Origin of the sequence: Hoyosella rhizosphaerae (assembly GCF_014643175.1) — a bacterium.
Taxonomy (GTDB): domain Bacteria; phylum Actinomycetota; class Actinomycetes; order Mycobacteriales; family Mycobacteriaceae; genus Lolliginicoccus; species Lolliginicoccus rhizosphaerae.
The window spans coordinates 74,021-97,936 of record NZ_BMJH01000004.1 but is presented as its reverse complement, the minus strand read 5'-3'; the positions used below and the strand labels follow the sequence as shown (position 1 = coordinate 97,936).

Genomic DNA, 23,916 nt, shown 5'->3' with positions numbered 1-23,916 from the left:
TCATCACCTTAGCTGACTCCCTACTTCCGGCCCCCTGCGGTTTTATTTTTGCCTCGCCCGAATATGTGGTCACGATCATGTGGTGCTGCCACTTCCTTCGGTCGTGCATCCCCCGCAAGCGCTTCCAATCCTGTTGGGATCGGCAAACGCCAGCCCTGTCAAAAACCAACACGTGATCGGTGCATCACACGTGGCTATTTAGTGTTATGTGAATCACACTGGCAACAAACTTAGGTACTAACTGCGCTAAATGCAACCTCGGATTTGCTTCCGAGACAAGAAGGTGACCGCACTGAGGCTTACCAGCACCAATCCACGAGCCTGGTCCCCAACCTATGCACTGACGTTAACCGCACCAGCACACAACTGCATCTCTACACGGATTCATTTGTACAACAACAAATTTCACCAACACACGAGCAATGCCCGGTTTGCGCAGTCCACGCAAAATTCCAGAGTGTGACCGAAATGCCGCAGGAACCATTACCACCGGAGCCCCGCACATCAGTACTCTAGAAAACGTGTCAATTGGTAATACAGTGGCGAAACTCGGCGGCTGCAGCATTCTGGGCGGCGTACTCCTTGCAGGAATGCTTTTCCCGGTCGCAGGCGGATTCGGCCTCGCGTCGAACAAAGCTGCACAAACCGTGGAAAATACATCCGCGCAACTCATTGAAGGCGAAGTCCCCGCCATCACCACAATGGTCGATGTCGAGGGCGACCCCATCGCCTACATTTACGAGCAGCGACGCACTGAGGTACCAAGCCATCGCATCTCCGATGACATGAAACTCGCCATCGTTTCCGTCGAAGACCGACGCTTCGCCGACCACGACGGGGTCGACTGGCAAGGCACCATTCGCGCTGCCCTTACCAACACCACCGCCGGGCAAGTCGAACAAGGCGCCAGCACCCTTGTCCAGCAGTACGTCAAGAATTACCAATTGCTAGTTCTCGCCCAAAATGACGCCGAACGCCGCGCTGCTATCGAAACCACACCAGCACGCAAAATCCGCGAAATCCGCATGGCACTCGAACTAGATAGCCGCCTCAGCAAAGAAGAAATCCTCACTCGGTATCTCAACCTCGTGCCCTTCGGCAACGGCGCATACGGAGTGCAGCAAGCCGCACAAACTTACTTCGGGATAGACGCCGCAGACCTCAACGCCGGGCAAGCCGCGATGCTTGCAGGCATCGTTCAAAGCAGCTCCGCCCTCAACCCGTACACCAATCCGGAGAGGGTGCAAGCACGCCGCAACGTCGTACTGGGCACCATGGTCGAAAACATCCCAGAACGTCGCGAAGAATTCCTCGCAGCGATGGAAGAGCCACTTGGCGTTCTACCCGAACCACGCGCGATTTCCCAAGGATGCATCACCGCCGGTGACCGCGGCTTCTTCTGCGACTACGTCCTTGAGTACCTCGACGACGCAGGCCTAAGCCGCGAACAAATTCGCCGCGGCGGCTACACAATTCGCACCACCCTCGACCCCGTCGTGCAAGATTCCGCAAAACGCGCCGTCACCAACAACGCCAGCCCGCAAGCAACCGGCGTTGCAAGCATTCTGAACCTCATCCAGCCCGGCGAGGACTCCCACCGAGTACTTGCAATGACATCAAGTCGCACATACGGCCTCGACGGTGAAAACAACGAGACCGTCAGTTCTCAGCCCTTCTCCATGGTTGGTCACGGCGCAGGGTCTATCTTCAAAATTTTCACCGTCGCAGCAGCACTCGAACAAGGAATGGGCATCAACGCACAAGTCAACGTGCCGTCTCGGTACAACGCCTTCGGCCTTGGCGACGGCGGAGCGCCAGGATGCCCGCCCAACCACTACTGCGTTGAAAACTTCTCTTCGTACCCCGCGTCGATGAGCCTTACGCAAGCGCTCGCCACGTCACCCAACACCACATTCATCCAGATGATCCAGCAAGTAGGCGTCAGCAACACCGTCGATATGGCCGTCAAGCTGGGCCTACGCTCCTACACAAAGCCGCACACCTCCGGCTACAGCGAACAAAGCCTCGCTGACATGTTCAAGGACCAAAACCTCGGATCATTCACCCTTGGCCCAGTAGCCGTGAACCCGCTTGAGCTTTCCAACGTCGCAGCCACACTTGCTTCCGGCGGAACATGGTGCCCACCCTCACCCGTCGACTCCATCATCGACCGGTTCGGAAACCCAATCGAATTGGCCACCGAACCCTGTGAGCAGGTCGTTTCCCCAGGCCTAGCTGCCGCGCTCTCCCGCGGCCTCGGTGAAGACCACGTCGCCAATGGAACGGCTGCCCGCGCAGCAAACGCAACAGGCTGGACAGCACCCGTCTCCGGCAAAACCGGAACCACAAACTCAAACTTCTCAGCGGGATTCCTCGGGTACACCAATACGATTGCCGGAGTTGCCTACGTCTACGGCGACTCCCCCACCCCAAGCCCAATCTGCTCCTTCAACCTCCGCCAATGCGGACGAGGAAACCTATTCGGCGGAAACGAACCCGCCCAAACGTGGTTCCAAGCTGTGCTGCCCGTCGCCAACCGCTTCGGTGAAATTCGTGCCGCCGAAGCCACCGACCGACGCTTCCGCGAAGGCGACCCGCGACTACAAGTCCCCAACGTCACCGGACTGTTCTCCAGCAGCGCTATACGCCGCCTCGAATCAGCAGGCTACGACTACGAGACTGTGTGGACATCAAGCGCAGAATCACGCGGCGTCGTAACGTCCTACACCCCATCCGGAATCGCACAACCCGGCACAACAATCACGTTATATGTCAGCGACGGCAGTCAGCGCGTCACCAGACCGCAACCGTCCGCGCCCGCAACAACGGACACCAACACCACCACACCAGAACGCCGTCAACCCCCAGAACTTCCTGACAGTGTGGATATCCCAGGGCTACCGGAACCCGTGCCCGTCCCCAACCAGGGCGACGACAACTAACACGACTGCGCAGTTAACCAATACTGCGCAGTCGCGGGGAAACCGCCGTCGAGAGAGCCGTCAATCTGCCGTATCCTGAGGTGATGGCTCGCAACACCCGGCACACCGCTGCACAGTTCGCACTCGGCATCGTCGGCGCAGGGGCTATGGCCCTTGCGTACGCCACCATCATCGAACGCAACGCCTTTGCGCTACGCAATGTCACAGTGCCAGTCCTCCCGCCCGGCACACCAGCCCTGCGGATCCTCCATGTCAGCGACTTCCACATGACACCGGGCCAGCACCTCAAACAAGCCTGGATCAATGAACTTTCCACGCTTGAACCAGACCTCATCATTAACACCGGCGACAACCTCTCCCACCCGCGAGCAGTGCCCAACGTCGTCCAGGCACTCAGCGGGCTACTCGGGCGCCCCGGGGCATTCGTTTTCGGAAGCAACGACTACTTTGGCCCCCGCCCCAAAAACCCATTCAAGTACTTCAAAAAGGGACACAAGCGCACCTACGGTGATCCGCTGCCCTGGCAAGATCTGCGAGCAGCATTCACAGAACGTGGATGGCTGGACGCAACACACAACCAGCGGGAACTCGAAGTAAATGGCGTCAACATCGTCGTAGCAGGGGTCGACGACCCCCACATCAACCGCGACCGCTACAACACCATCGCCGGGGCACCAAACCCACGGGCGCATATCCGCATCGGGCTCACACACTCGCCAGAACCACGAGTACTCGACCGGTTCGCGCAGGACGGCTACGACCTCGTCCTCGCCGGACACACCCACGGCGGACAACTATGCCTCCCGATCGCCGGGGCTCTCGTGACAAACTGTGGAATCGACCGCTCCCGCGTTAAAGGGCTCTCACAATGGGGCGCCCACATGAAACTTCACGTCTCAGCCGGGATAGGAACATCGCCGTACGCACCGGCCCGATTCTTCTGCCGACCCGAAGCCACACTGCTCACCCTCGTCCCCACGGCGGCATCAACAAGGGCAACCGACTCGGCCCAACAGATTTCGCAATCCGACGCCCCCGTACGTTAGACTCTGCTCGCTGCATAACGCTTCAACAGTGCAGTGAGTACCACGGGGTGTGGCGCAGCTTGGTAGCGCGCTTCGTTCGGGTCGAAGAGGTCGTGGGTTCGAATCCCGCCACCCCGACATTAAGAAGCCCTCACCTACCCGATTTACCTCGGGGTGGTGGGGGCTTCTTGCTGCCTGTGCCGTCGCTGGGGTAGCGCCGTCGCCCGGGTAGCGCTGTCGCCCGCAAAGGATCCTGCATTTGACCCTCATGGCGGTCGAAATGCAGGATCTATCACCAGGTAGACGCTAGAGTCCCTTCACCCGGAGATGCATGTGCGCCAGCATCGTTCATAACTTTCAATCACGTTGTGGACCCTTATCCTGCACTCGCATTTCGCTAGGCGTAGTCTCTCCTCATGCTTACAAGGCATTGTGAGAACGCCTCTACGAATAGGCGATACCGCTGTCAGCACCCGACAGTAAGTTGCGTTGTGACTGAGCGGCGGCTGTGAGCGCCGCTGACCCCGACGAAGCAGCATCGGATGTTCGCTCCCGTCTAGCGCGCCTCGCCAATGCGTTCATCAAGTACCCGGCACGAATGATCGTGGCGGGGTACCTCGTCGTAGTTCTCATCGGTACCGCTTTGCTGTCCCTCCCCGCCGCGACCCTGAACGATCGTGCAACATTTGTTGAGGCGCTCTTCACCGCCACTTCCGCCGCGTGCATTACGGGCCTTGTTGTTGTCGATACGGGGTCGTATTGGTCCTCGTTTGGACATGCCGTGATTTTGGGGCTGATCCAATTGGGCGGCTTGGGCATCATGACGGTGGCGTCGCTACTCGGTCTGTTGGTCGCACGCCGGATGGGTTTGCGGATGCAACTCATCGCGCAAACTGAGACCAAAAGCCTCCGTCTTGGCGACATGCGCCGCGTTGTGGTTGGTGTCATCAAGATGAGCATCATCATCGAGGTAGTCACGGCGACTGTGCTGACGTTGCGTTATTGGGCGGTATACGCCGATTCTTTTGGGGAGGCCCTGTACTGGGGTGTTTTCCACGCTGTTTCTGCCTTCAACAGCGCCGGGTTCGCGCTCCAAGCTGACAGCATGATGGAGTATGTCGGCGACCCTTTGATCCTGGTGCCGGTCATCGTGGCGTTCACGTTGGGAGCCATCGGCTTCCCTGTCATCTTCGAAGTGACCAAACACATTCGGCAGCAAATCAGAGAGTCGAATGCGAATGTGGATCAATCGCCCCGGCACTGGACCGTGCACACAAAGATCACTGTGTTAACGCACGGGGTTCTTGCTGTAGTGGGCATTTTTTCCGTCACGATGTTCGAGTGGGCCAACCCAGCAACTATGGGTCCGCTCAGCACGATGGAGAAGTTGCTTGCTGGGTCGTTTCAGGGCTTGGCGCCCCGGTCGGTTGGGTTTAATACCATCGAGACGGGTGACATGAACTCAGCGACTGTGTTGATCACCAACGTATTGATGTTCATCGGTGGTGGTAGCGCGGGCACAGCCGGCGGCATTAAAGTCGCTACGTTCGCTTTGCTCGGTTTCGTGATTCTCGCTGAGCTTCGTGGTCAGCCAACGGTCCATGTGATGGGCAGACGAATCGCCGAATCCGTTCAGCGACAAGCTCTGTCTGTGGCATTGATGTCGATAGCTGCCGTGATGACCGGAACAGTAATCATTCTGAGCCTCACCGATCATCGGCTCGAAACAGTCCTGTTCGAGGTGATATCAGCTTTCTGCACCGTGGGTCTGTCTATGGGGATCACCGCTGATCTCCCTGAAGTAGCGCAAGTAATTTTGTGCGTATTGATGTTTGCAGGTCGAATAGGGCCGATCATTTTGGCTTCCGCGTTGGCGTTGCAGGAACGGCCGCGGAGATACGAATTACCGGAGGAGCGTCCCATTGTCGGGTAAAAATGACCGCCCACCAAGCACACGAGTAGTTGTGCTGGGTTTGGGCCGTTTTGGTAGATCATTGGCGCGAGAACTCGTCGCGGGCGGCACCCAAGTACTTGGTGTCGACTCGGATTCTCGCATCGTTCAGCGACTCGCTGAGGACCTAACGCACACCGCCGTCGCCGACACCACCGATCGAGATTCGTTGATGCAACTCGGTGTGCATAAGTTCCCACACGCCGTGGTGGCGGTGGGTACAGATTTGGAATCGAGCATCCTGACCACGTCGTTGCTTGCGGATTTCCAAGTGCCCCAGATCTGGGCTAAGGCCACATCCAAGCAGCATCAGCGCATCCTCGAGAGGGTTGGCGCCCACCATGTTGTAATCCCGGAGCATGACATGGGTGAGCGTGTAGCCCACCTCGTCACCGGCCGAATGCTGGACTACATCGAGTTCGGCGACAACTACGCCATGGTTAAAACCTTGGCCCCAGTCGAAGCGATCGGCATCCCGCTCAAAAACAGTGAGCTGCGACGCAAGTACGAAATTACCGTTGTTGCGGTGAAGCGGGCGGGGCAGAACTTCACGTATGCCACCCAGGACACGGTGTTGATGCGTGGGGATATTTTGCTTGTTGCCGGCAAGGTTCGGCAGGTAGAGGCCTTCGCCAACATCACGTAAAGGATGCTGGAGCGACGAAAACGCCCCACCCTGGAAGGAGCGGGGCGTTCAAGGGTCGTCAGGCTACTTGCGCCTGCCACATCCAGTGGAGCTGCTCAAGGCGTGCAGTGATCGCAATTAGCAGATCTTGGGTCACAGGGTCAGTGTCTTCAGTAGCAGCGATGCGTGCGCGCAGGCGCTCGATGATGGCCGCTAGGTTTTCCACCACAACATTGATGATGTCTTCGTCGCTTGTCCAACCTTCGCCGATGCCTTTTGCTCCCGACTGCGCAGACACGGTGGATGCGCGCCCGTCTGGGCTCACACCGATTGCGGTGGCACGTTCTGCTGCCTCATCGGTGAAATCGCGGGCTGCGGTAACGAGTTCGTCCAACGCGAGGTGAACGGAGCGGAAGTTTTTGCCAATGACGTTCCAGTGCGCTTGCTTTGCGATCAAGCTGAGGTCGATGAGATCGACAACGGTTCCCTGAAGGGCATCCCCTGTTGCCTTTTGTTGATCAGCGGTAAGAGTGCTGGTGATCGGATTCGACACTGTCGTTCCTCCTAAATTAGTGGACTCTTTGGATATAGCAGCATCAGGACTGCTGCGAGGCGCGAATGCCTTCTTCGATACGCTTGCCGACTTCTTCGTCGATGTTCTTCCAGTAGGCGAATACCCTGTCGAGCACTTCGCTAGTCACACCGTCGGATACGTGCCCAATGACGTTGTTGACGAGGCGGTCTCGTGCAGCGTCGTCGAGAACTTCACGAACGAGCGTGTGCGCTTGTGTGAAGTCATTGTCTTCGGGGTGCTGGACGTACGCTTCTCGCACCATGTCACCAGCGGAGTCCCAACCGTTGTATGGACCTGCGGCTGCGATATTTGCTGCGGGACCGCCAACTGAGTTTGGCGCGTATACGGGGACATCTGGTGCGTTGTAGGCGTAACGCATGTTGCCGTCTTTGCTGTATGTGTTGACTGGCGCCTTCGGTGCATTTACTGGCAGCTGTGCGTAGTTGACACCGATGCGGTAGCGGTGTGTGTCGGCATAGGAGAACACGCGACCGAGCAACATCTTGTCTGGAGAGAAACCAATGCCCGGAACCACGTTTGATGGTTCGAATGCGGCCTGTTCAATCTGGGCGAAAAAGTTTTCGGGGTTTCGGTTGAGCGTCATGACACCGACGCGTTTGCGTGGGTAGTCCTTTTGAGACCAGACCTTGGTGAGGTCGAATGGGTTGAAGCGGTACTTCTCGGCGTCCTCGAAAGGCATGATCTGGACTTCGAGGTTCCATTTGGGGAAGTCACCTCGGTCAATGGATTCGAAGAGATCTTTGCGGTGTGCGTCGGGCGCGGTTCCCGCTAGTTCGTCAGCTTCTGCTTGGGTGAGGAAGTCGATGCCTTGCTGGGTCTTAAAGTGGTACTTCACCCAGAACCGCTCGCCAGCCTCATTGATCCACATGTATGTATGTGAACCGAATCCGTCCATGTGGCGGTAGGTTTTTGGAATTCCTCTGTCCCCCATTAGCCATGCCACCTGGTGTGCTGTTTCGGGAGATAGGGTCCAGAAATCCCATTGCATATTGTGGTCACGCAATCCTGAGGCGGGCATACGCTTTTGCGACCGGATGAAGTCTTGAAACTTCATGGGGTCTCGCACGAAGAACACTGGTGTGTTGTTGCCGACGAGGTCGTAATTTCCTTGTTCGGTGTAAAACTTTAGGGCGAATCCGCGCGGGTCTCGCCATGTGTCGGGGCTGCCTTGTTCGCCTGCAACGGTGGAGAAGCGGATGAGAAGTTCGGTCTTTTTTCCAGGTTGCAGGAAGTCTGCGCAGGTGTAAGCACTGACGTCTTCGGTGATTTCTAGTTCGCCAAATGCGCCTGAGCCTTTGGCGTGTACGACTCGCTCCGGTACTCTCTCGCGGTTGAACTGGGCCATCTTCTCAATCAGGTAGTGATCATGAAGAACGATGGGCCCCTGGTGACCGACGGTGAGCGAGTGCTCGTCGCTGCCTACTGGGATGCCAGAGTTTGTGGTGGTGGTGGGAACGGCTTTATCGGCTGTGGTCATTTCTTGCGGCCTCCTACATGGGGTGCGCTGGATGTTCCGGGCTAATGCTCCGGATCAACTTGATTCCTGCCCCTGGGTGTGCGGGCATCCGTCACACCGTCCCCAAAAAACAATTTCCGCTTCGTCAACGACAAACCCGTCTAGGTGGTGCGGTTCAAGACACGGAGCAGCACCGGAGACGCAATCCACGTCCACAACTTTTCCGCAGTCGCGGCACACGAAGTGGTGGTGGTTGTCTCCCGTGCGTGTCTCATACAGCGCCGAGTGGCCAGCGGGCTCGATTTTGCGGACTAGCCCGGCGGTGACGCACGCCTTTAGGACGTCGTATACGGCTTGCGTCGACACTGATCCGAGTTGGTTGCGCACCTCAATTGCGACACTGTCTGCTGTGCTGTGGGGCGCCGTTGACAGCGCGGTGAGAACAGCCACACGGGGGGCTGTCACTCGCAACCCAACTGCGCGCAAGAGTGCACGCGGGTCGGGGATTGAGTGCTCCGTGGGCATAACTCCAGTATCCCCCTTTTCTGGAATGAGTCAAGAAAAGGAATAGTAAAGTTTGCCCAAAAACGGCGTTGTGCGCGATCAGCCCCGGTCAAACTCCCAGAACTCTTGCGCCATATACATCCACTCGGTACTCGGACGTAGGAACATCAAGACCGAACCAGCGATCATCGCTACCACCTGGGCTACTGGCAGTAGATCGAAAGCCCCGAAAGTTGCTGCAAGATCAGTTTGCCCCAACTCGTACGCGAGACGAGAGACCATCAAGAACACCAAGGCCAAAGGGATAATCGCGTAACGCGCAGACCTCGAACCAATGCGACGCATCATCACGACACATACCAGCAAAGAAAGCATCAGGATTGTGCCCGCCACCATCACGCCCCACGGAGCAAGCTGCGCCGTGCGGAGGATGCTTTCCGAGCCCTGCCCTGCCGTCGAAGGATCGCTGGCCATCTGGGCTGCAAGCGAGTCTTGCACCTCGCGCAAATTCCACAAGATCTGCACAGCCGCGGGCAAAAACAGCAACGCGGCAATTCGCCACAACACCCACGCACTCCACAGGACCTTCGGCGGGGCGGGTGGCGGTGGTACTTCCTCAAAATTCCGAGTCACGATCCACAGCCTATTCTGTTTGTACGGTTTGGACAGAATCACTCCGTTGCGCGGCGATCTGATACCAAAATGTTGCTGAGAAAAGTTTCGCTGAGGAACCAAACACAGAGGAACTAAACAGAACAGCCCCACATGATTTTTCAATCACGCGAGGCTGTTGAGTTACGGTCTGCTACGCGGAGTTCGCCACAAGCCACTCAGCGATTTGAATGGTGTTCAATGCGGCACCCTTGCGCAAGTTGTCGTTAGAAATAAACAACGCCAACCCACGCCCCTCAGGAACACCTGGATCCTGCCTAATACGCCCAACGAACGACGCATCTTTGCCAGCCGCGTCTAGCGGCGTTGGCACATCAACAAGCTCAACACCAGGCGCATCGGTCAGCAACTTCTGAGCACGCTCCACGCTCAGTGGCCGCTCAAACTCAGCATTGATCGACAGCGAATGGCCGGTCAACACCGGAACACGCACGCAGGTCCCAGACACCAACAAGTCGGGAAGACCCAAAATCCGTCGACTCTCGTTGCGAAGCTTCTGGTCTTCGTCAGTCTCGCCACTACCGTCGTCGACGAGCGAACCCGCCAATGGCAGCGCGTTGAACGCGATTGGCTTCACGTAGACGTCCGGCTCAGGAAAGTTCGCCGCAGACCCATCGTGCACCAAGTTGTCGGCGTCATCGATTACTGCCTTGAGCTGAGTCAGCAGTTCATTGACACCGGCCAAACCGCTACCGGACACAGCCTGGTAGCTGGAGATGATCAGTCGCTGCAAGCCCGCTTCATCGTGCAGCACCTTCAGGATCGGCATCGCCGCCATAGTGGTGCAGTTTGGGTTTGCGATGATCCCCTTTTTCAGGTTCTTTGCCTGCTCTGGGTTCACTTCGCTCACAATGAGCGGAACCTCAGGGTCCTTGCGCCACGCCGATGAATTGTCGACAACTGTTGCGCCTGCTGCAGCAAACCGCGGGGCCTGTTCCTTCGACAAGGTTCCACCTGCGGAGAACAGTGCGATGTCGATGCCCGCGAGGTCTTCGTCGGACGCTGCGGCAACGTCTTCGATGACAATGTCTTCACCGCGGAACGGAAGTGTTTTGCCAGCCGACCGAGCGGAAGCGAAGAATCGAACCTTATCCGCAGGGAAGTTACGCTGCTCCAGCAAAGCGCGCATCACACGCCCTACCTGGCCTGTAGCTCCTACAACTGCAACTGTTACACCCATATCAAATACCTGTCCCTGCGTAGACCGTCGCTTGCTCTTCTCCACCCAAGTCAAATGCTGAGTGAATAGCAGCGACGGCCTTATCAAGCTCAGTGTCGCGGCAGAGGACCGAAATTCGGATCTCCGACGTCGAGATCAGTTCGATGTTCACGCCAGCATCAGAAAGCGCTTCGCAGAAGGTCGCAGTCACACCGGGATGCGAACGCATTCCAGCGCCGATGAGCGACAGCTTGCCAATGTGGTCGTCGTATAGCACCTGGCTGAAGCCAATTTTGTCCTGACGCTTCGTCAATTCCTCCACGGCACGGGGGCCATCACTGCGCGGAAGGGTGAACGTAATATCAGTCTTACCCGTCTCAACCTTCGACACATTTTGAAGCACCATGTCAATGTTTATTTCAGCATCGGCAACAACGCGGAAAACCTGTGCCGCAAAGCCAGGTTCGTCCGGGATTCCGACGACGGTGATTTTGGCTTCGCTGCGGTCATGCGCAACACCGGTCAGGATGGCGTCTTCCACAGGGATGTCCTCCATTGATCCGGAAACAATCGTTCCGGGCTTGTTTGAATACGATGAACGAACGTGAATAGGTGTGTTGTATCGGCGCGCATATTCAACGCAACGCAGCATCAAAACTTTTGCGCCCGCCGCTGCCATTTCCAGCATTTCTTCAAACGAAATCTTGTCGAGTTTCTTAGCATCAGGAACTATGCGCGGGTCTGCGCTGAAGATGCCGTCAACATCGGTGTAAATTTCGCAAACATCGGCGTTCAAAGCTGCGGCAAGTGCAACAGCCGTGGTGTCAGACCCACCGCGCCCCAATGTGGTGACGTCTTTGCTGTCCTGGCTCACACCTTGGAAACCAGCAACGAGCACAATGGAACCCTCGTCCAGCGCAGCTCGCACGCGCCCAGGAGTGACGTCAATAATCTTGGCTTTGCCATGCGACTGAGTTGTAATCACACCCGCTTGCGAGCCGGTAAACGACCGGGCCTCCGCACCGAGGGAATGAATAGCCATCGCCACAAGCGCGTTCGAGATGCGCTCGCCGGACGTCAGCAGCATGTCCATCTCTCGAGGGTGCGGAGCAGGCGAAACGGCGTGCGCCAGCTTCAGCAAATCATCCGTTGTGTCCCCCATCGCTGAGACCACGACAACGACATCATGCCCCTGGCGCTTAGTTTCGACGATCCTCTCGGCTACACGCCTAATTCGTTCGGCGGATTCCACCGAGGACCCTCCGTACTTTTGCACGACAAGCGCCACGCTGATACTCACCCTTCCGCTAATTTTCTGGGATTCAGCTCGTTAGTCTAGCGAGAAAAAGGACGCAATGCGCTACTAGAGCCACTCAAACCCACCCCACAAGGACGATTGCGACGTGCAGAATGTGCAGGTGAACGATCAGTTTCCGGTACCTCCTACAGCCCGCTCAATCTTATTGGGATTCCCCCCTGCTGGGCCTCTATGGCCAAACGCCATTCGCGCAAGTTCAGCATTTCTATTGCCGGCGGTCGTTGCGCTCATGCTTGGGCATCCGCGGGAAGCCGTGTTGTGCAGCATCGGCGCCCTCGCAGTGTTGTATGGAGAGAATCGTGCGTACCGAATTCGGTGGCGCGTCGTCCTCGCTGTAGGTAGTGCGAATGTCGCTTCCTTTTCCCTGACAATGCTAGTGAGTCACATCAGTTCAGTGTCATATTTCGCGATCATTCCTCTTATCGCAGTGATCGCGGCAACGACGACGTATGTCATGAACTCCCTCCGCTGGGGTGCGCCGGGACCAGTGTTTGTGGTGCTCGCAGCGTCCGTGGGCGCACTTAGCCCCTACTCGGGTCTATCCGTGCCTGTCGCGACGATGTGGGTCGCCGTCGGAGTGGCCGGGGCGCTCATCGCCACGATGACGCCCATCCTTGTTGATCCGTTAGGCCCTGCTCGAAGGGCGGTGGAGGCCGCAGAAAAAGCAGTAGACGCATTCGCTTCAAACATCGGTGCATCGCCTACAGAGAGGCACCGAACGGCAAAGCACACGGCAGGCGCCGCCATCCACCACGGATGGGCAACACTGCGCGACGCCGGATTGGTGAGCATTGATTCGCCGTCGACCCTCGCGCATTCCTTGCGGGCCGCACACATACGGTTTCTCACCTTGGTCGCCCGCGACCCGACAAACGATGCCGCACCGGAAATCGAGGTCCTGCCTCCAGCCACGTTTCCTCTAGGTAGGCCGACCGTTCGGTTTCGTTTACGACGGGCATTCCACTACCGCGCGCAGCCCATGGTGGCCGCGCTCCGCGTGCTCATTTCCACATCAGCGGCCGGGGCCATTGGTGCATCAATCGGGCTTGAACACCCGGAATGGGCGATGGTGGCGGCTGTCCTGGTCTTAGGCGGAGCACCGGATCGCATTGCGGGGTCGTACCGTGGCATCCAACGCTTCATTGGCACAGCGGTGGGAATTGTTCTGTTCATTGCGGTCTACGCCTGGGAACCACACGGACTGGTGTTGGTGTGTGTACTTGGACTATTGCTGTTCGGCATCGAGCTGACAGTTCCGCGGAATTACGCAGTGGCGGCTAGCTTTATCACCCCGCTTGCGTTGCTATTAAGCACATCAATGCAGCCAGGACATGATGCCCTGACGGTCTCGGCCTATCGACTAGTGGAAACAGCCATCGGGGTGTCCGTTGCGCTTATCGCGTTGTGGACGATGTCGTGGCGGGAGGACCACCGTATGCAGCGCCACGCCGAGTTGCAGTGCCTGAGCAGTATTGCCGCAGTGGTCGATGCATACAGCAGTGACGCACAAACGCTGCTGTCGTTAAGGCGAGATGCGCAATTCGACTTGATTGGCGCAGCCCTTGCGGCAGACGCCGCCGCACGCAGTGTGCCCTCGTGGGCGCGTACTCAATGGCCGACCCATGTCCGCCTCATCGTGCTTGGTTACAAGGTTCTGGCACGCGTGGTCTCCGCCACCCCGTCAGAGGTGGCGGACATGCGGCAAGAGATAGGTGATGTTAGATCCGCGTTGTTGTCAACGTAATCCCAGCGTCCCGGAGACGTTTCGGCAGTGCGTCACCCATCGCCGCGGCAGGCGTAATCACGCCGGTCAGCGGTGATAGCGCATCTCTATCAAACGCGAGGCACAAACCTGATTCGCCCAGCATGACTGCAGTCGCCGCGTAGCCAGGATCGCCCTGCGCCTTAAATGTCGCCTTGTAGCGAGCACCGGATGAGGTTGTGGCGTACGTTTCGATGACGAAAAAGCCGGTCAGTCGCGACTTCTCACTCGGCCCTGTGCCTGGCTGCGGCAGCACGGTGTCAATGATCTTCTTGGGTGCGCGTCGGAACAATGTTGGTCCAACTTTCCAGAGCGCCCCCAGCACACCCGACATCACGCCAGCAACGATGGGCGCGGCAACTCCAGAACCGACACCCATTACTTCGCGGTACTGAAATTGCTTGCCGTACGCCCATCCGAGAAGCCCGTTGGTACGACGAACGATGCGCGTGTTGTAGGGAGCCATCAGGAATGTGCCGGTCCAGCCGGTCAGATCCGGATCAATTTCTGAGGCACGGCCGAACCCGTTGTCAGATTGCTTTCCCAGATCTGGCTCGAGCGCACGGTCCGTGCTGAGGGTGTACGGGTCTTTCGTCACACGGGCGAGCTCACGATCCTCCGCTTCGCGCTCCATTTGGCGGCGACCCGACGCGACGGTTCCTCCACTCAACCCACCTTTTGCCGCCTTGACATACAAAGTGGTGTCGTTAAGTTCACCCGCGTCATCGGCCAGGGCATGCTTGTAGAGCAAGTAAGTGTTGATGTCGGACGGAACCGAATCGAAACCGCACGAATGGACGATGCGAGCACCGTTTTCTATGGCAAGTTCGTGAAATTTTTCCACGGTGTCATGCACAAACAGTTGCTCACCCGTGAGGTCCGCGTAGTCGGTGCCTTCTTTGGCACACGCCTCAACAAGAGGTAAGCCGTACTGGGCGTAGGGGCCAACAGTTGTCACGATCACCCGGGTCCGTGCCGCCAGCGACCGCAAACTCTCCGGAGATCCCGCGTCCGCTTCGATGATGGGCCAGGTGTGCGCAACACCGCCGATTTCGTCGAGAACGGCTTGCAGTTTGTCAGCGTTCCTCCCCGCTACTGCGATACGCGCAAAATCAGGGGCGCGTTTCGCGACGTGCGCGGCGGTGAGACGGCCAACAAAACCGCTCGCGCCGTAAAGGACCAAGTCAAATTCACGCTCTGATGTACCGCCGGTAGCCATGGGTGCAACGCTAGTCGGCGGTGACTAATCCCGAAACCCACACCGCAGAGTTTTCTCCTTCGACGTAAACTTGGGCGATGGTGGATGAGCCGAGGGGCCCAATCGACAGCAGTCGAGTTCCTCGATTCGCCGACGTTGCGACTTTCGCTCGACTTCCTCGGATTGATCAGGTCTCACGAGCCGATATCGCAGTTGTCGGGATCCCTTTTGACTCTGGAACATCGTTTCGCCCGGGCGCCCGGTTCGGCCCGAGCCACATTCGCGAGAACTCGCGACTTTTGCGACCGTATAACCCCACGCAAAACGTGTCGCCCTTCTCTAAGGCGCAAGTAGTTGACGCTGGCGATATAGCGGTAACGCCTTTTGATATCGCTGCGGCCATCGACACTATCGAAGCCGCGGCAAGGCATTTCGGGCAGAGCGACTGCCGCCTCGTCGCGTTGGGAGGTGACCACACGGTTGCACTCCCCCTGCTGCGGGCCGTTGCCGCACAGCACGGCCCGGTGACCGTCGTTCACTTTGACGCCCACCTCGATACGTGGGACACCTATTTTGACGCGCCTCATACCCACGGGACACCTTTTAGGCGTGCGTCCGAGGAAGGGCTGATTGATCTCGAACGGAGTGTGCACGTCGGCATTCGAGGTCCGCTCTACAGCGCACGCGACCTCGACGATGACAAACTTCTTGGATTCTTACCGTTGACGTGCACAGATGTGGAAACGGATGGCCTGTCGGCAGTTATTGCCCGGATGCACGAACGTATTGGCGGTAGTGGCGGTAGTGGCGGTAGTGGCGGTATTGGCGGTCGTGGCGCAGTGCCGATCTATGTCAGCGTCGATGTCGACGTTCTAGACCCTGGGTTCGCACCTGGGACGGGGACACCTGAAGCGGGAGGATTGTCAAGCCGCGAACTGCTGGCGATGGTGCGCACGTTGTCACGACACCTCATCGTTGGTGCTGATGTAGTGGAAGTCGCACCCGCCTACGACCACGCCGGAATCACCGGCATCGCCGCAGCTCACATCGCATACGAACTGATTTCCGCAATGGTTCTCACGCCGCCAAATGGCACTTGATACCCGCCGAGAATCCGCTCCTGATGTGACACCACCGCACTCCGATGTACAGTTGAAGCATGCATCGCGGTCTTCTCCTTGGTTGCCGCGGCGGGGTCTGATCCGAACCGGCGTCCCGCCGCGGGGCTCATTGGTGCTGGTCGACTCCCCACGCGGATAGAGCCGCAGGGAGCACACTGTCTTCACAATCCTGGAGAGAATTTTCGATGACAATTACAGACCCCACATTTGGCACTGCCGAAATGGTCAGTCCCCCCGCTCGTCCAGCGCCGACTGATCAACCTGCCTGGAACACCCAAAAGAGCAGTTCCATGCCCACGTTCCGGTATTTGCCGTTTGCTGACGAAGTCGAGAATGTCGCGCTGCCGGACCGGACGTGGCCCGATCGCATCATTGAGCGTGCACCTTTGTGGTGTGCTGTGGACCTTCGGGACGGCAACCAGGCTTTGATCGACCCGATGAGCCCTGCGCGGAAGCGTCGGATGTTCGATCTGCTCGTGTCGATGGGCTACAAGCAGATCGAGGTTGGTTTCCCTTCCGCCAGCCAGACTGATTTCGATTTTGTTCGCGAGATTATCGAAGACGGTGCGATCCCGGATGACGTCTATATCCAGGTTCTGACGCAGTGCCGTGAAGAACTCATCAAACGCACCTTTGAGGCGTGCGAGGGCGCGAAAAACGTCATCGTTCACATCTACAACTCCACGTCGATTCTGCAGCGCCGGGTGGTGTTTAGAGCCAACCAAGACGTAATTAAAAAGATTGCCGTCGACGGCGCGCTGATCTGCCTCGAAGAGGCCGCTAAGTACCCGGACACCAACTGGATGTGGGAATACTCGCCAGAGTCGTACACGGGGACGGAACTTAGCTTCGCAAAAGACGTGTGTGACGCCGTATCGGATGTGTTCCAGCCGACGCCAGACCACCCCATGATCATCAATCTCCCGGCGACGGTCGAGATGGCGACGCCCAACGTGTACGCCGACTCCATCGAGTGGATGCACCGAAACTTGGCTCGGCGAGATTCGATCATTCTGTCCCTGCACCCGCACAACGACCGTGGCACAGCTATCGCCGCCGCAGAGTTGGGCTTCCAAGCTGGGGCGGACCGTATCGAAGGCTGCCTGTTTGGCAACGGTGAGCGCACCGGCAACGTGTGCTTGGTGACGCTCGGCATGAATTTGTTCAGCCGTGGGGTGGACCCACAAATCGATTTCTCTGACATCGATGAAATCCGCCGCACTGTCGAATACTGCAACCAGTTGAAAGTCCCCGAGCGCCACCCCTACGGCGGCGACCTTGTATACACAGCGTTTTCGGGCAGCCACCAGGACGCCATTAACAAGGGCTTCGATGCGATGGGCGACGACGCTCAGCATTACGGCAAGTCGATCGACGAAATTACGTGGCAAGTTCCGTATCTGCCGATCGATCCCAAAGATGTCGGGCGCACCTACGAGGCTGTCATCCGGGTGAATTCACAGTCCGGCAAAGGCGGCGTCGCCTACATCATGAAGGCTGACCACGGTCTGCAGCTGCCACGCCGGTTGCAAATCGAATTCTCTCGGATTATTCAGCACTACACCGACTCCGAGGGCGGTGAAATCAACCCGGACGACATGTGGGCTGCGTTCTCGCGCGAATACCTGGAACCCGTCCAGCCGTTGGAGCGGATTCGTCAGCACTACGACCAGGCTGAAGTTGATGGCGGAACCGACGCCATCTCAGCGACGGTCATTTTCAATGGCGAGGAACAAGAAATCTCCGGTACTGGAAACGGACCACTCGCTGCGTTTGTTCACGCACTGGCAAGCCTTGATATCGACGTGCGCGTGCTTGACTACAGCGAACATGCGATGTCAGCGGGAGACGACGCAAAAGCCGCGGCATACGTAGAATGCGTCGTAGGCGACAAGACGGTGTGGGGCGTCGGGATGGCGACGTCGATAACCACCGCTTCACTGCGCGCGGTTGTTTCAGCGGTCAATCGCTCGTTCATCCAGGAATAGTCCATACAACGGGAGTGTGTGGGGTTCACGAAAATAGTGATACCCCACACACTTTTGCGTGATCATCATCACCAGCCGCGCACCGGTCCCGAGTCGCAGGTTTTTGAGGGAACGCGCAGCGCTGCAAACAAAAAGACCGTAACTTACCGCTGTCGATAAACCTTGCCCAGTCAACCGGCGTGAAGTTTGCTGACTGCTATCGTGAACTCGACACAAGTAGGCACACGGGGAGGGGACTGCACATCATGACCAGCGCCCTCCTACCCGCAGGTAAAACTGCGGCACCGAAATGGTGTCTGCCTCTTACTTACACACGCACCGCGTTCTCCGGGTCCAATGGATATCCAAGCACGTGGGGGCACCACGGAAGTGGTTGTCCGCCTCCCCTCCACCCATCGTGATAACCGTGCGCCTAGTGCGCTTGGTTGTCACCTGACGTAAACACCGTCCACCGTGCATTCGTCGAAGGGGTAGATAAGTGGTTCTGCCATTGGTCCTGGGTCTACTAGCGCTTACTTCTATTGCTGCACCCATCCTGGACCGCTACCTAGGACGCAGCACCGGATGGGTGCTAGCCGTCATCTTTCTTGCACTGGGGGGAGTCGTCGCAAATGAGGCGCACCCGCAGCTAGCAAACGGCGGAACAATTGAGTTCACCGCCCCGTGGATGCCCGCAATAGATGTCAATTTCCACCTGCGTATGGATGGAACGAGCCTTCTCTTTGTCGCGCTGGTCCTGGGTGTTGGTGCGCTCATCATGGCGTACTCAGCTCGGTACCACAGCCGCGGACGACACGCAGGCTTCTTCGTTCTGATGTCGCTGTTCGCAACTGCGATGTTTGGCCTGGTCGTGGCCGACGACGTCATCTTGCTTTTCGTCTTCTGGGAATTCACGACCATCGCATCGTTCTTCCTCATTGGCCGGTCCGGCCAACACGCGAACCAGCCTGCACTACGGACACTGCTCCTCACTGCTGGCGGCGGATTGGCATTGCTCGCTGCTGTCGTCACCATGATGGTGTACACAGGGACTTCGCAATTGAGCGTCATCCTTGCAGACCCAATCTGGCAAGAGAACAAGACGTTCGCCACCACGGTCGGTGTACTCATCATCATCGCGGCATTCACCAAGTCCGCACAGTTCCCGTTCCATTACTGGCTGCCCGACGCGATGGCAGCCGCAACACCGGTGAGCGCGTATTTGCACGCCGCGGCGATGGTGAAAGCGGGCATCTATCTGCTGATGCGGTTCTCCCCCGCGCTGAGCGACAACACGGTGTGGCAGTCCACACTCATTGCGACAGGCCTGCTCACTGCAATCATGGGTGCACTGTTCGCGCTCCAACGCCATGATCTAAAAGAAATCCTGGCCTACTCCACAGTGAGCCAATTGGGTTTCCTCGTCGCTGTCATCGGCATCGGAACCCCCACCGCGCTTGCCGCAGCCGGCATCCACACCCTTGCGCACGCACTGTTCAAGGCGACTTTGTTCATGCTCGTCGGTGTCATTGACCGCGAGGTTGGTAGCCGCGACATTCGTAAACTCACCGGGTTGAGCCGAGTCATGCCTATCACCGCCGCGCTGACCGCTTTGTCCGCGCTGTCAATGGCAGGTGTGCCGCCGCTGCTTGGTTTCATCTCCAAAGAGAACATGTTCGGCGCATTCCTGGAAGCGCCAGGGCCCAACTGGGTTGGCCCGATGGTGGGCGCACTTGCCGTCACCGGTGCGGTACTCACCTTCGCGTACTCGTTCCGCATTGTTTACGGGGCATTCGGCGGACCAGTGGCACAAAAGAAGCTGCACGAGCCTTCCCTCGTTTTCCTCCTGCCCGCAGCGGTATCGTCACTCGCCGGGCTTGCCCTCGGTCTGTACGCCAAGCCGCTTGAGCCCCTCATCGATCGCATCGTTCTCGACACTCAGGGCGAGCCAGGCAATGTTTACCTCACGCTGTGGCACGGGTTCAATGCCGCGCTGGTGATGTCACTGATCACCATTGCGCTCGGTATTGTGCTGTTCCTCAACCGAGTTCATGTCGACAAACTGCTCGACCGAAAGCTCTTCCCGGTTACTGGTATTGAAGTATTCGAGAAGATCTACAGTTCGATCATCGCGTTCGGCGCTAAGGTCGGTGACCTCACAAGGTCAAATTCCCCTGCCAGGCACCTCGCCGCACCGTTTGTGCTGCTAGTACTACTCGCAGTTGCGGTATTTGCGAGCAACCCCGTCATTCCTGACTTCCCCGCCCCTGTGACCGAACCGATCGACTGGCTCCTCCTCGCACTGTTAACCCTCGGTGTCATCGGAATGGTTATCACTCGCTCACGTCTGGGTGCGCTTGCTCTTCTCGGCGTTGTTGGCTTTGTGGTTGCGCTGCTGTTCTTCCAACTCGGAGCCCCCGACGTTGGTTTGACGCAGCTACTCGTTGAAGTACTCACCGTCGTCGTGGCCGTGCTGATCCTTCGACGCCTCCCACGCGTATTCCACAAGGTGAGTGCGTCACGCACTGCCGTCACCGCCACCATTGCGGTCATCGCCGGTGCTACAGCGGGTCTCGCCACGTATGTACTAACAGGCCGCCGAGAAATATCAGCAGCCGGTGACTACTTCATGCGCGAGGCCGAAAACGAAACTGGCGGCACCAACGTCGTCAACACAATCCTTGTTGACTTCCGTGCACTCGACACTCTTGGTGAACTAACGGTCCTCGGTGTCGCGGGGTTGATCATCATCGCGATTCTCGATTCGAGTGGCCTCCTCAAGGGCGATCGCGACGAACGCGCAGCCTCGCTCAAGAAGACCCCCATCGGGTCACCAGTGGGCAACACGATTCTCGCCCGTACGGTCGGCCGATGGCTCGCTCCAGTCTTGATCATCCTGTCGCTGTACCTACTTATCCGCGGCCACGATCTGCCCGGCGGTGGCTTCATCTCCGCGCTCGTCGGTGGTGCAGGATTCGCGCTCGCGTACCTCAGCGCCTCGCGCGCTGTGCGGGCACCGATCAAGCTTCCGTACGTTGGATTTATCGCTTCCGGAGTTGGCCTCGCGACGCTAGTCGGTGTGCTTGGGTTCCTCGACGGATCATTCTTGCGGCCTCTGCACTACAACATCCCGCTTCCGGGTGATGGGTACTACCACTTCACTACCGCGCTCATTTTTGACGTCGGTGTCTACCTCGCAGTGATTGGTGTCATTTTGGTCGCCCTGAATCGCCTGGGGGTCGAAGAAGAGCCCCGCCATCAGATCGACAGCATCGATCCACACCCAGAGCCACCGGACGACGCACCTCAACACGATGCCCCGCAGCACAACTCCGTTCCCGACCGTACCGAGACAGTGACAGGAGGTAGGCGATGACACTCGCATTGTTCGTCGGCGTACTTGTCGCTGGCGGTGTCTACCTCGTGCTGCAGCGCGGCATGGTGCGAATCACCTTCGGGTTTGTCCTGCTCGGCCATGCAGCGAACATTGTGCTGTTTTCGGCAGGTGGAGCGTCACGGCGCGAGGCTCCACTGATTCAACTGACGGACCCCGCGCTCGCTGCGGACGCACTCCCCCAGGCGTTTGCGCTCACGGCCATCGTGATCGCGTTCTCGATCACCATCTACATGCTCACGCTCGCTGGCGTGGGCTCCGGTGACGATGACACCGACGACAAAGCCAAGGAACCGGTTCGCTCTGCAGAAGAAGGGGTAGATAAGTCATGAACGACGCCCTTCTTGCAGTTATCGTCATTGTCCCGCTGCTAGCAGCGGCGCTACTCGCTGTCATCCACACGCCGGTAGCTATACGCCGAACCCTGCTGCTCGGCACCAACGCATTCGCCTTAGCGTTTGGTGTGTGGCTGGTCACCGCCACGTGGGGCGGAACTGTACTGGCGCACAACGTGGCGCTGTGGCCCGCGGGTATTTCCATCCCGTTCGTTGCCGATATGTTCAGCGCCTTGATGATCGTCGTCACAGCCCTGCTGGGGTTGGTGTGTTCGGCGTTTGGCATCGCCGCCGGAGACGACAATCGGGTCTACTTCGCACCCTTGGTGCTCGTCTTGTCCGGCGGTGTGTACGGCGCACTGCTCACAGGCGATTTGTTCAACCTGTTCGTCTTCATCGAAGTGATGCTGCTGCCGTCATACGGCCTCATCGCCATGCTCGGCGGTGCTAGGCGTATCGCCGGAGGACGCCTGTACGTAGCCATGAACCTCATGACATCGACGATTTTCCTTGTCGGTGTGGGCCTGGTCTACGGCATCGCCGGGACGGTTAACCTTGCAGAGCTCGCGGGTGCGGGCAAAGAAGACCCATTGATCGGCGCGGCACTTGGTGCGGTACTGATCGCGTTGTCCGTCAAAGCAGCCGTTGTACCAGTGCACGGTTGGTTGACTCGAACGTATCCGTACACGTCGCCCGCCGTGACAGCGTTGTTCTCCGGGTTGCATACCAAGGTAGCCATCTACGCGATCTACCGGATCTACGCGGTCGCGTTCGATGGCGATAGTCGCTATTTGTGGATCGGTGTCGTGCTGATGTCGGCGACAATGCTCATCGGCGTTCTCGGTGCGGTTGGTGAAAACACAACGCGCGCCATCCTGACGTTCCACATGGTCAGTCAGATCGGCTACATCCTCCTCGGTGTTGCACTATTTGGGCCGATCGGTTTGATGGCCGGTATCTTCTACCTCCTCCACCACATGATTGTGAAGGCGTCGCTCTTCCTGTCCACGGGGGCGATAGAAGTCACGTATAAAACAAATGACCTAGGGAAACTGCAAGGAATAGCGCGAACAGAACCTCTGATCGCAGCGGCGTTCCTTGGCGCCGCGTTCTCGCTAGCAGGTTTGCCCCCGTTCTCAGGGTTTGTTGCCAAACTTGTGCTGGTACGTGCCGCCATCGATGAAGCCCAGATGGTAGCGGCGATTATTGCCATCGCCGTCAGTCTGTTGACGTTGATGTCGATGATGAAGATTTGGAAGGGCATGTTCTGGGGCCGCGCAGCTGAGGACGGGGTTCACGCGATCAGCGCACGCAAACCGGGGCGTCTGCTCACTCACGTCAAGCCCTCACTCGCCATGCCCGCGGTGATCCTGACGATGGTCACGCTCGGTGTGGGCATCGGCGCCCAAGGACTCCTGGTGTTGTCAGAACAGGCAGCAGCCGGACTACTCGATGTAAGCGGATACGTTGAGGCGGTGATGGGCTCATGAACAGCCGACTAACCTGGCCGATCAGGGCTTTACATTTCGTCTTCTACTACCTGTGGCAGATCATCATTTCCAACATCATTGTGGGTTTGGACATCGTGACTCCAGGCACGAAGATCAAAGCTGGGATAGTGCGGATGCCGTTGAGGTGCCGTACGGACCTGGAAATCACCATGATTTCCAACCTCATCTCCCTCACCCCTGGCACATTGACGTTGTCGGTGAGCAATCGGCCACCTGAGTTGTATGTGCACGGCATGTACGCCGACGACGTTGACGAGTTCCGGGAATCGTTGTACGAGATGGAAGGGCGACTATTGCGAGCCATGCGGCACAATGGCGCCGTCGGTGTCGTTCCTGACGTTCCCCACCACTCCGACCATGAGGCTGGGGGTGCGTAATGGA

Annotated in this window: 18 protein-coding genes and 1 tRNA gene; 12 read left to right on the top strand and 7 right to left on the bottom strand. The window is 58.1% G+C overall.

The annotated features are described in order from the left end of the window. The first annotated feature begins 539 nt into the window (after positions 1–539). From IEW73_RS15350 to IEW73_RS15330, 5 genes are all read left to right on the top strand, one after another. Positions 540–2,942 (top strand): transglycosylase domain-containing protein, encoded by a 2,403-nt coding sequence (locus tag IEW73_RS15350; RefSeq protein ID WP_279345115.1) that lies wholly within the window; start codon positions 540–542, stop codon positions 2,940–2,942. Between the two features lie 83 nt (positions 2,943–3,025). Then, the gene (locus IEW73_RS15345) at positions 3,026–3,988 is read left to right on the top strand and encodes a metallophosphoesterase (RefSeq protein ID WP_188677339.1); all 963 of its coding nucleotides are present in this window, start codon (positions 3,026–3,028) and stop codon (positions 3,986–3,988) included. Positions 3,989–4,031: 43 nt separating this feature from the next. After that, positions 4,032–4,105: transfer RNA gene (locus IEW73_RS15340), tRNA-Pro, on the top strand. Between the two features lie 370 nt (positions 4,106–4,475). Then, on the top strand, positions 4,476–5,900 hold the full coding sequence (locus IEW73_RS15335; RefSeq protein WP_307815997.1) for a TrkH family potassium uptake protein: 1,425 nt from the start codon (positions 4,476–4,478) through the stop codon (positions 5,898–5,900). Beyond that, positions 5,890–6,564 carry a potassium channel family protein gene (locus IEW73_RS15330; protein ID WP_188677336.1) on the top strand — a complete coding sequence of 225 codons (675 nt, stop codon included), beginning with the start codon at positions 5,890–5,892 and terminating at the stop codon, positions 6,562–6,564. Before IEW73_RS15335 ends, IEW73_RS15330 begins: the two co-directional genes overlap by 11 nt. A 58-nt stretch (positions 6,565–6,622) precedes the next feature. Here the strand turns inward: IEW73_RS15330 and IEW73_RS15325 are convergent, their stop codons facing one another. From IEW73_RS15325 to IEW73_RS15300, 6 genes are all read right to left on the bottom strand, one after another. Beyond that, a complete protein-coding gene (locus IEW73_RS15325) occupies positions 6,623–7,096 on the bottom strand; it encodes a Dps family protein (RefSeq protein ID WP_188677332.1) in 474 nt (157 codons plus the stop codon). 43 nt (positions 7,097–7,139) lie between these two features. Next, positions 7,140–8,615: a catalase gene (locus IEW73_RS15320; RefSeq protein ID WP_188677329.1), complete on the bottom strand. Its 1,476-nt coding sequence runs from the start codon at positions 8,613–8,615 to the stop codon at positions 7,140–7,142. Positions 8,616–8,669: 54 nt separating this feature from the next. Next, positions 8,670–9,119, bottom strand: a complete 450-nt coding sequence (locus tag IEW73_RS15315) for a Fur family transcriptional regulator (RefSeq protein WP_188677328.1) — start codon at positions 9,117–9,119, stop codon at positions 8,670–8,672. 78 nt (positions 9,120–9,197) lie between these two features. Next, complete coding sequence (locus IEW73_RS15310) at positions 9,198–9,731, bottom strand: hypothetical protein (RefSeq protein ID WP_188677325.1); 534 nt, start codon at positions 9,729–9,731, stop codon at positions 9,198–9,200. A 172-nt stretch (positions 9,732–9,903) separates the two neighbouring features. Further along, a complete protein-coding gene (locus tag IEW73_RS15305) occupies positions 9,904–10,950 on the bottom strand; it encodes an aspartate-semialdehyde dehydrogenase (RefSeq protein WP_188677322.1) in 1,047 nt (348 codons plus the stop codon). A gap of 1 nt (position 10,951) precedes the next feature. Further along, a complete protein-coding gene (locus tag IEW73_RS15300) occupies positions 10,952–12,217 on the bottom strand; it encodes an aspartate kinase (protein WP_188677678.1) in 1,266 nt (421 codons plus the stop codon). A gap of 130 nt (positions 12,218–12,347) precedes the next feature. Here IEW73_RS15300 and IEW73_RS15295 point away from each other — a divergent pair, with 130 nt between their 5' ends. Beyond that, positions 12,348–13,991 carry an FUSC family protein gene (locus tag IEW73_RS15295; protein WP_188677311.1) on the top strand — a complete coding sequence of 548 codons (1,644 nt, stop codon included), beginning with the start codon at positions 12,348–12,350 and terminating at the stop codon, positions 13,989–13,991. On the opposite strand, the gene IEW73_RS15290 is transcribed toward IEW73_RS15295, so the two are convergent. Beyond that, positions 13,966–15,228, bottom strand: a complete 1,263-nt coding sequence (locus IEW73_RS15290) for a saccharopine dehydrogenase family protein (protein WP_188677301.1) — start codon at positions 15,226–15,228, stop codon at positions 13,966–13,968. The two genes, IEW73_RS15295 and IEW73_RS15290, sit on opposite strands and share 26 nt — an antisense overlap. A 77-nt stretch (positions 15,229–15,305) precedes the next feature. Between IEW73_RS15290 and IEW73_RS15285 the strand changes: the two genes are divergently transcribed. The 6 genes from IEW73_RS15285 to IEW73_RS15260 all read left to right on the top strand — a co-directional run bounded on the left by IEW73_RS15285 (position 15,306) and on the right by IEW73_RS15260 (position 23,912). Further along, on the top strand, positions 15,306–16,307 hold the full coding sequence (locus tag IEW73_RS15285; RefSeq protein WP_188677298.1) for an agmatinase: 1,002 nt from the start codon (positions 15,306–15,308) through the stop codon (positions 16,305–16,307). A gap of 206 nt (positions 16,308–16,513) precedes the next feature. Further along, entirely contained in the window at positions 16,514–18,316 is a 1,803-nt protein-coding gene (leuA, locus tag IEW73_RS15280) for a 2-isopropylmalate synthase (RefSeq protein WP_188677295.1), read from the top strand. Positions 18,317–18,794: 478 nt separating this feature from the next. Further along, on the top strand, positions 18,795–21,671 hold the full coding sequence (locus IEW73_RS15275) for a DUF4040 family protein (RefSeq protein ID WP_188677293.1): 2,877 nt from the start codon (positions 18,795–18,797) through the stop codon (positions 21,669–21,671). Continuing rightward, a complete protein-coding gene (locus IEW73_RS15270) occupies positions 21,668–22,021 on the top strand; it encodes a sodium:proton antiporter (RefSeq protein ID WP_188677289.1) in 354 nt (117 codons plus the stop codon). Before IEW73_RS15275 ends, IEW73_RS15270 begins: the two co-directional genes overlap by 4 nt. Beyond that, complete coding sequence (locus IEW73_RS15265) at positions 22,018–23,514, top strand: monovalent cation/H+ antiporter subunit D family protein (protein WP_188677286.1); 1,497 nt, start codon at positions 22,018–22,020, stop codon at positions 23,512–23,514. Before IEW73_RS15270 ends, IEW73_RS15265 begins: the two co-directional genes overlap by 4 nt. After that, entirely contained in the window at positions 23,511–23,912 is a 402-nt protein-coding gene (locus IEW73_RS15260) for a Na+/H+ antiporter subunit E (RefSeq protein ID WP_188677283.1), read from the top strand. Before IEW73_RS15265 ends, IEW73_RS15260 begins: the two co-directional genes overlap by 4 nt. Positions 23,913–23,916: the final 4 nt, after the last annotated feature.

What these genes read in the sequence shown, in the direction of transcription:
- IEW73_RS15285 (WP_188677298.1), top strand. Translation starts at nt 15,306, where the DNA reads ATGGTGGATGAGCCGAGGGGCCCAATCGACAGCAGTCGAGTTCCTCGA.
- IEW73_RS15265 (WP_188677286.1), top strand. Translation starts at nt 22,018, where the DNA reads ATGAACGACGCCCTTCTTGCAGTTATCGTCATTGTCCCGCTGCTAGCA.
- IEW73_RS15345 (WP_188677339.1), top strand. Translation starts at nt 3,026, where the DNA reads ATGGCTCGCAACACCCGGCACACCGCTGCACAGTTCGCACTCGGCATC.
- IEW73_RS15290 (WP_188677301.1), bottom strand. Translation starts at nt 15,228, where the DNA reads ATGGCTACCGGCGGTACATCAGAGCGTGAATTTGACTTGGTCCTTTAC.
- IEW73_RS15305 (WP_188677322.1), bottom strand. Translation starts at nt 10,950, where the DNA reads ATGGGTGTAACAGTTGCAGTTGTAGGAGCTACAGGCCAGGTAGGGCGT.
- IEW73_RS15260 (WP_188677283.1), top strand. Translation starts at nt 23,511, where the DNA reads ATGAACAGCCGACTAACCTGGCCGATCAGGGCTTTACATTTCGTCTTC.
- leuA (WP_188677295.1), top strand. Translation starts at nt 16,514, where the DNA reads ATGACAATTACAGACCCCACATTTGGCACTGCCGAAATGGTCAGTCCC.
- IEW73_RS15320 (WP_188677329.1), bottom strand. Translation starts at nt 8,615, where the DNA reads ATGACCACAGCCGATAAAGCCGTTCCCACCACCACCACAAACTCTGGC.
- IEW73_RS15270 (WP_188677289.1), top strand. Translation starts at nt 21,668, where the DNA reads ATGACACTCGCATTGTTCGTCGGCGTACTTGTCGCTGGCGGTGTCTAC.
- IEW73_RS15315 (WP_188677328.1), bottom strand. Translation starts at nt 9,119, where the DNA reads ATGCCCACGGAGCACTCAATCCCCGACCCGCGTGCACTCTTGCGCGCA.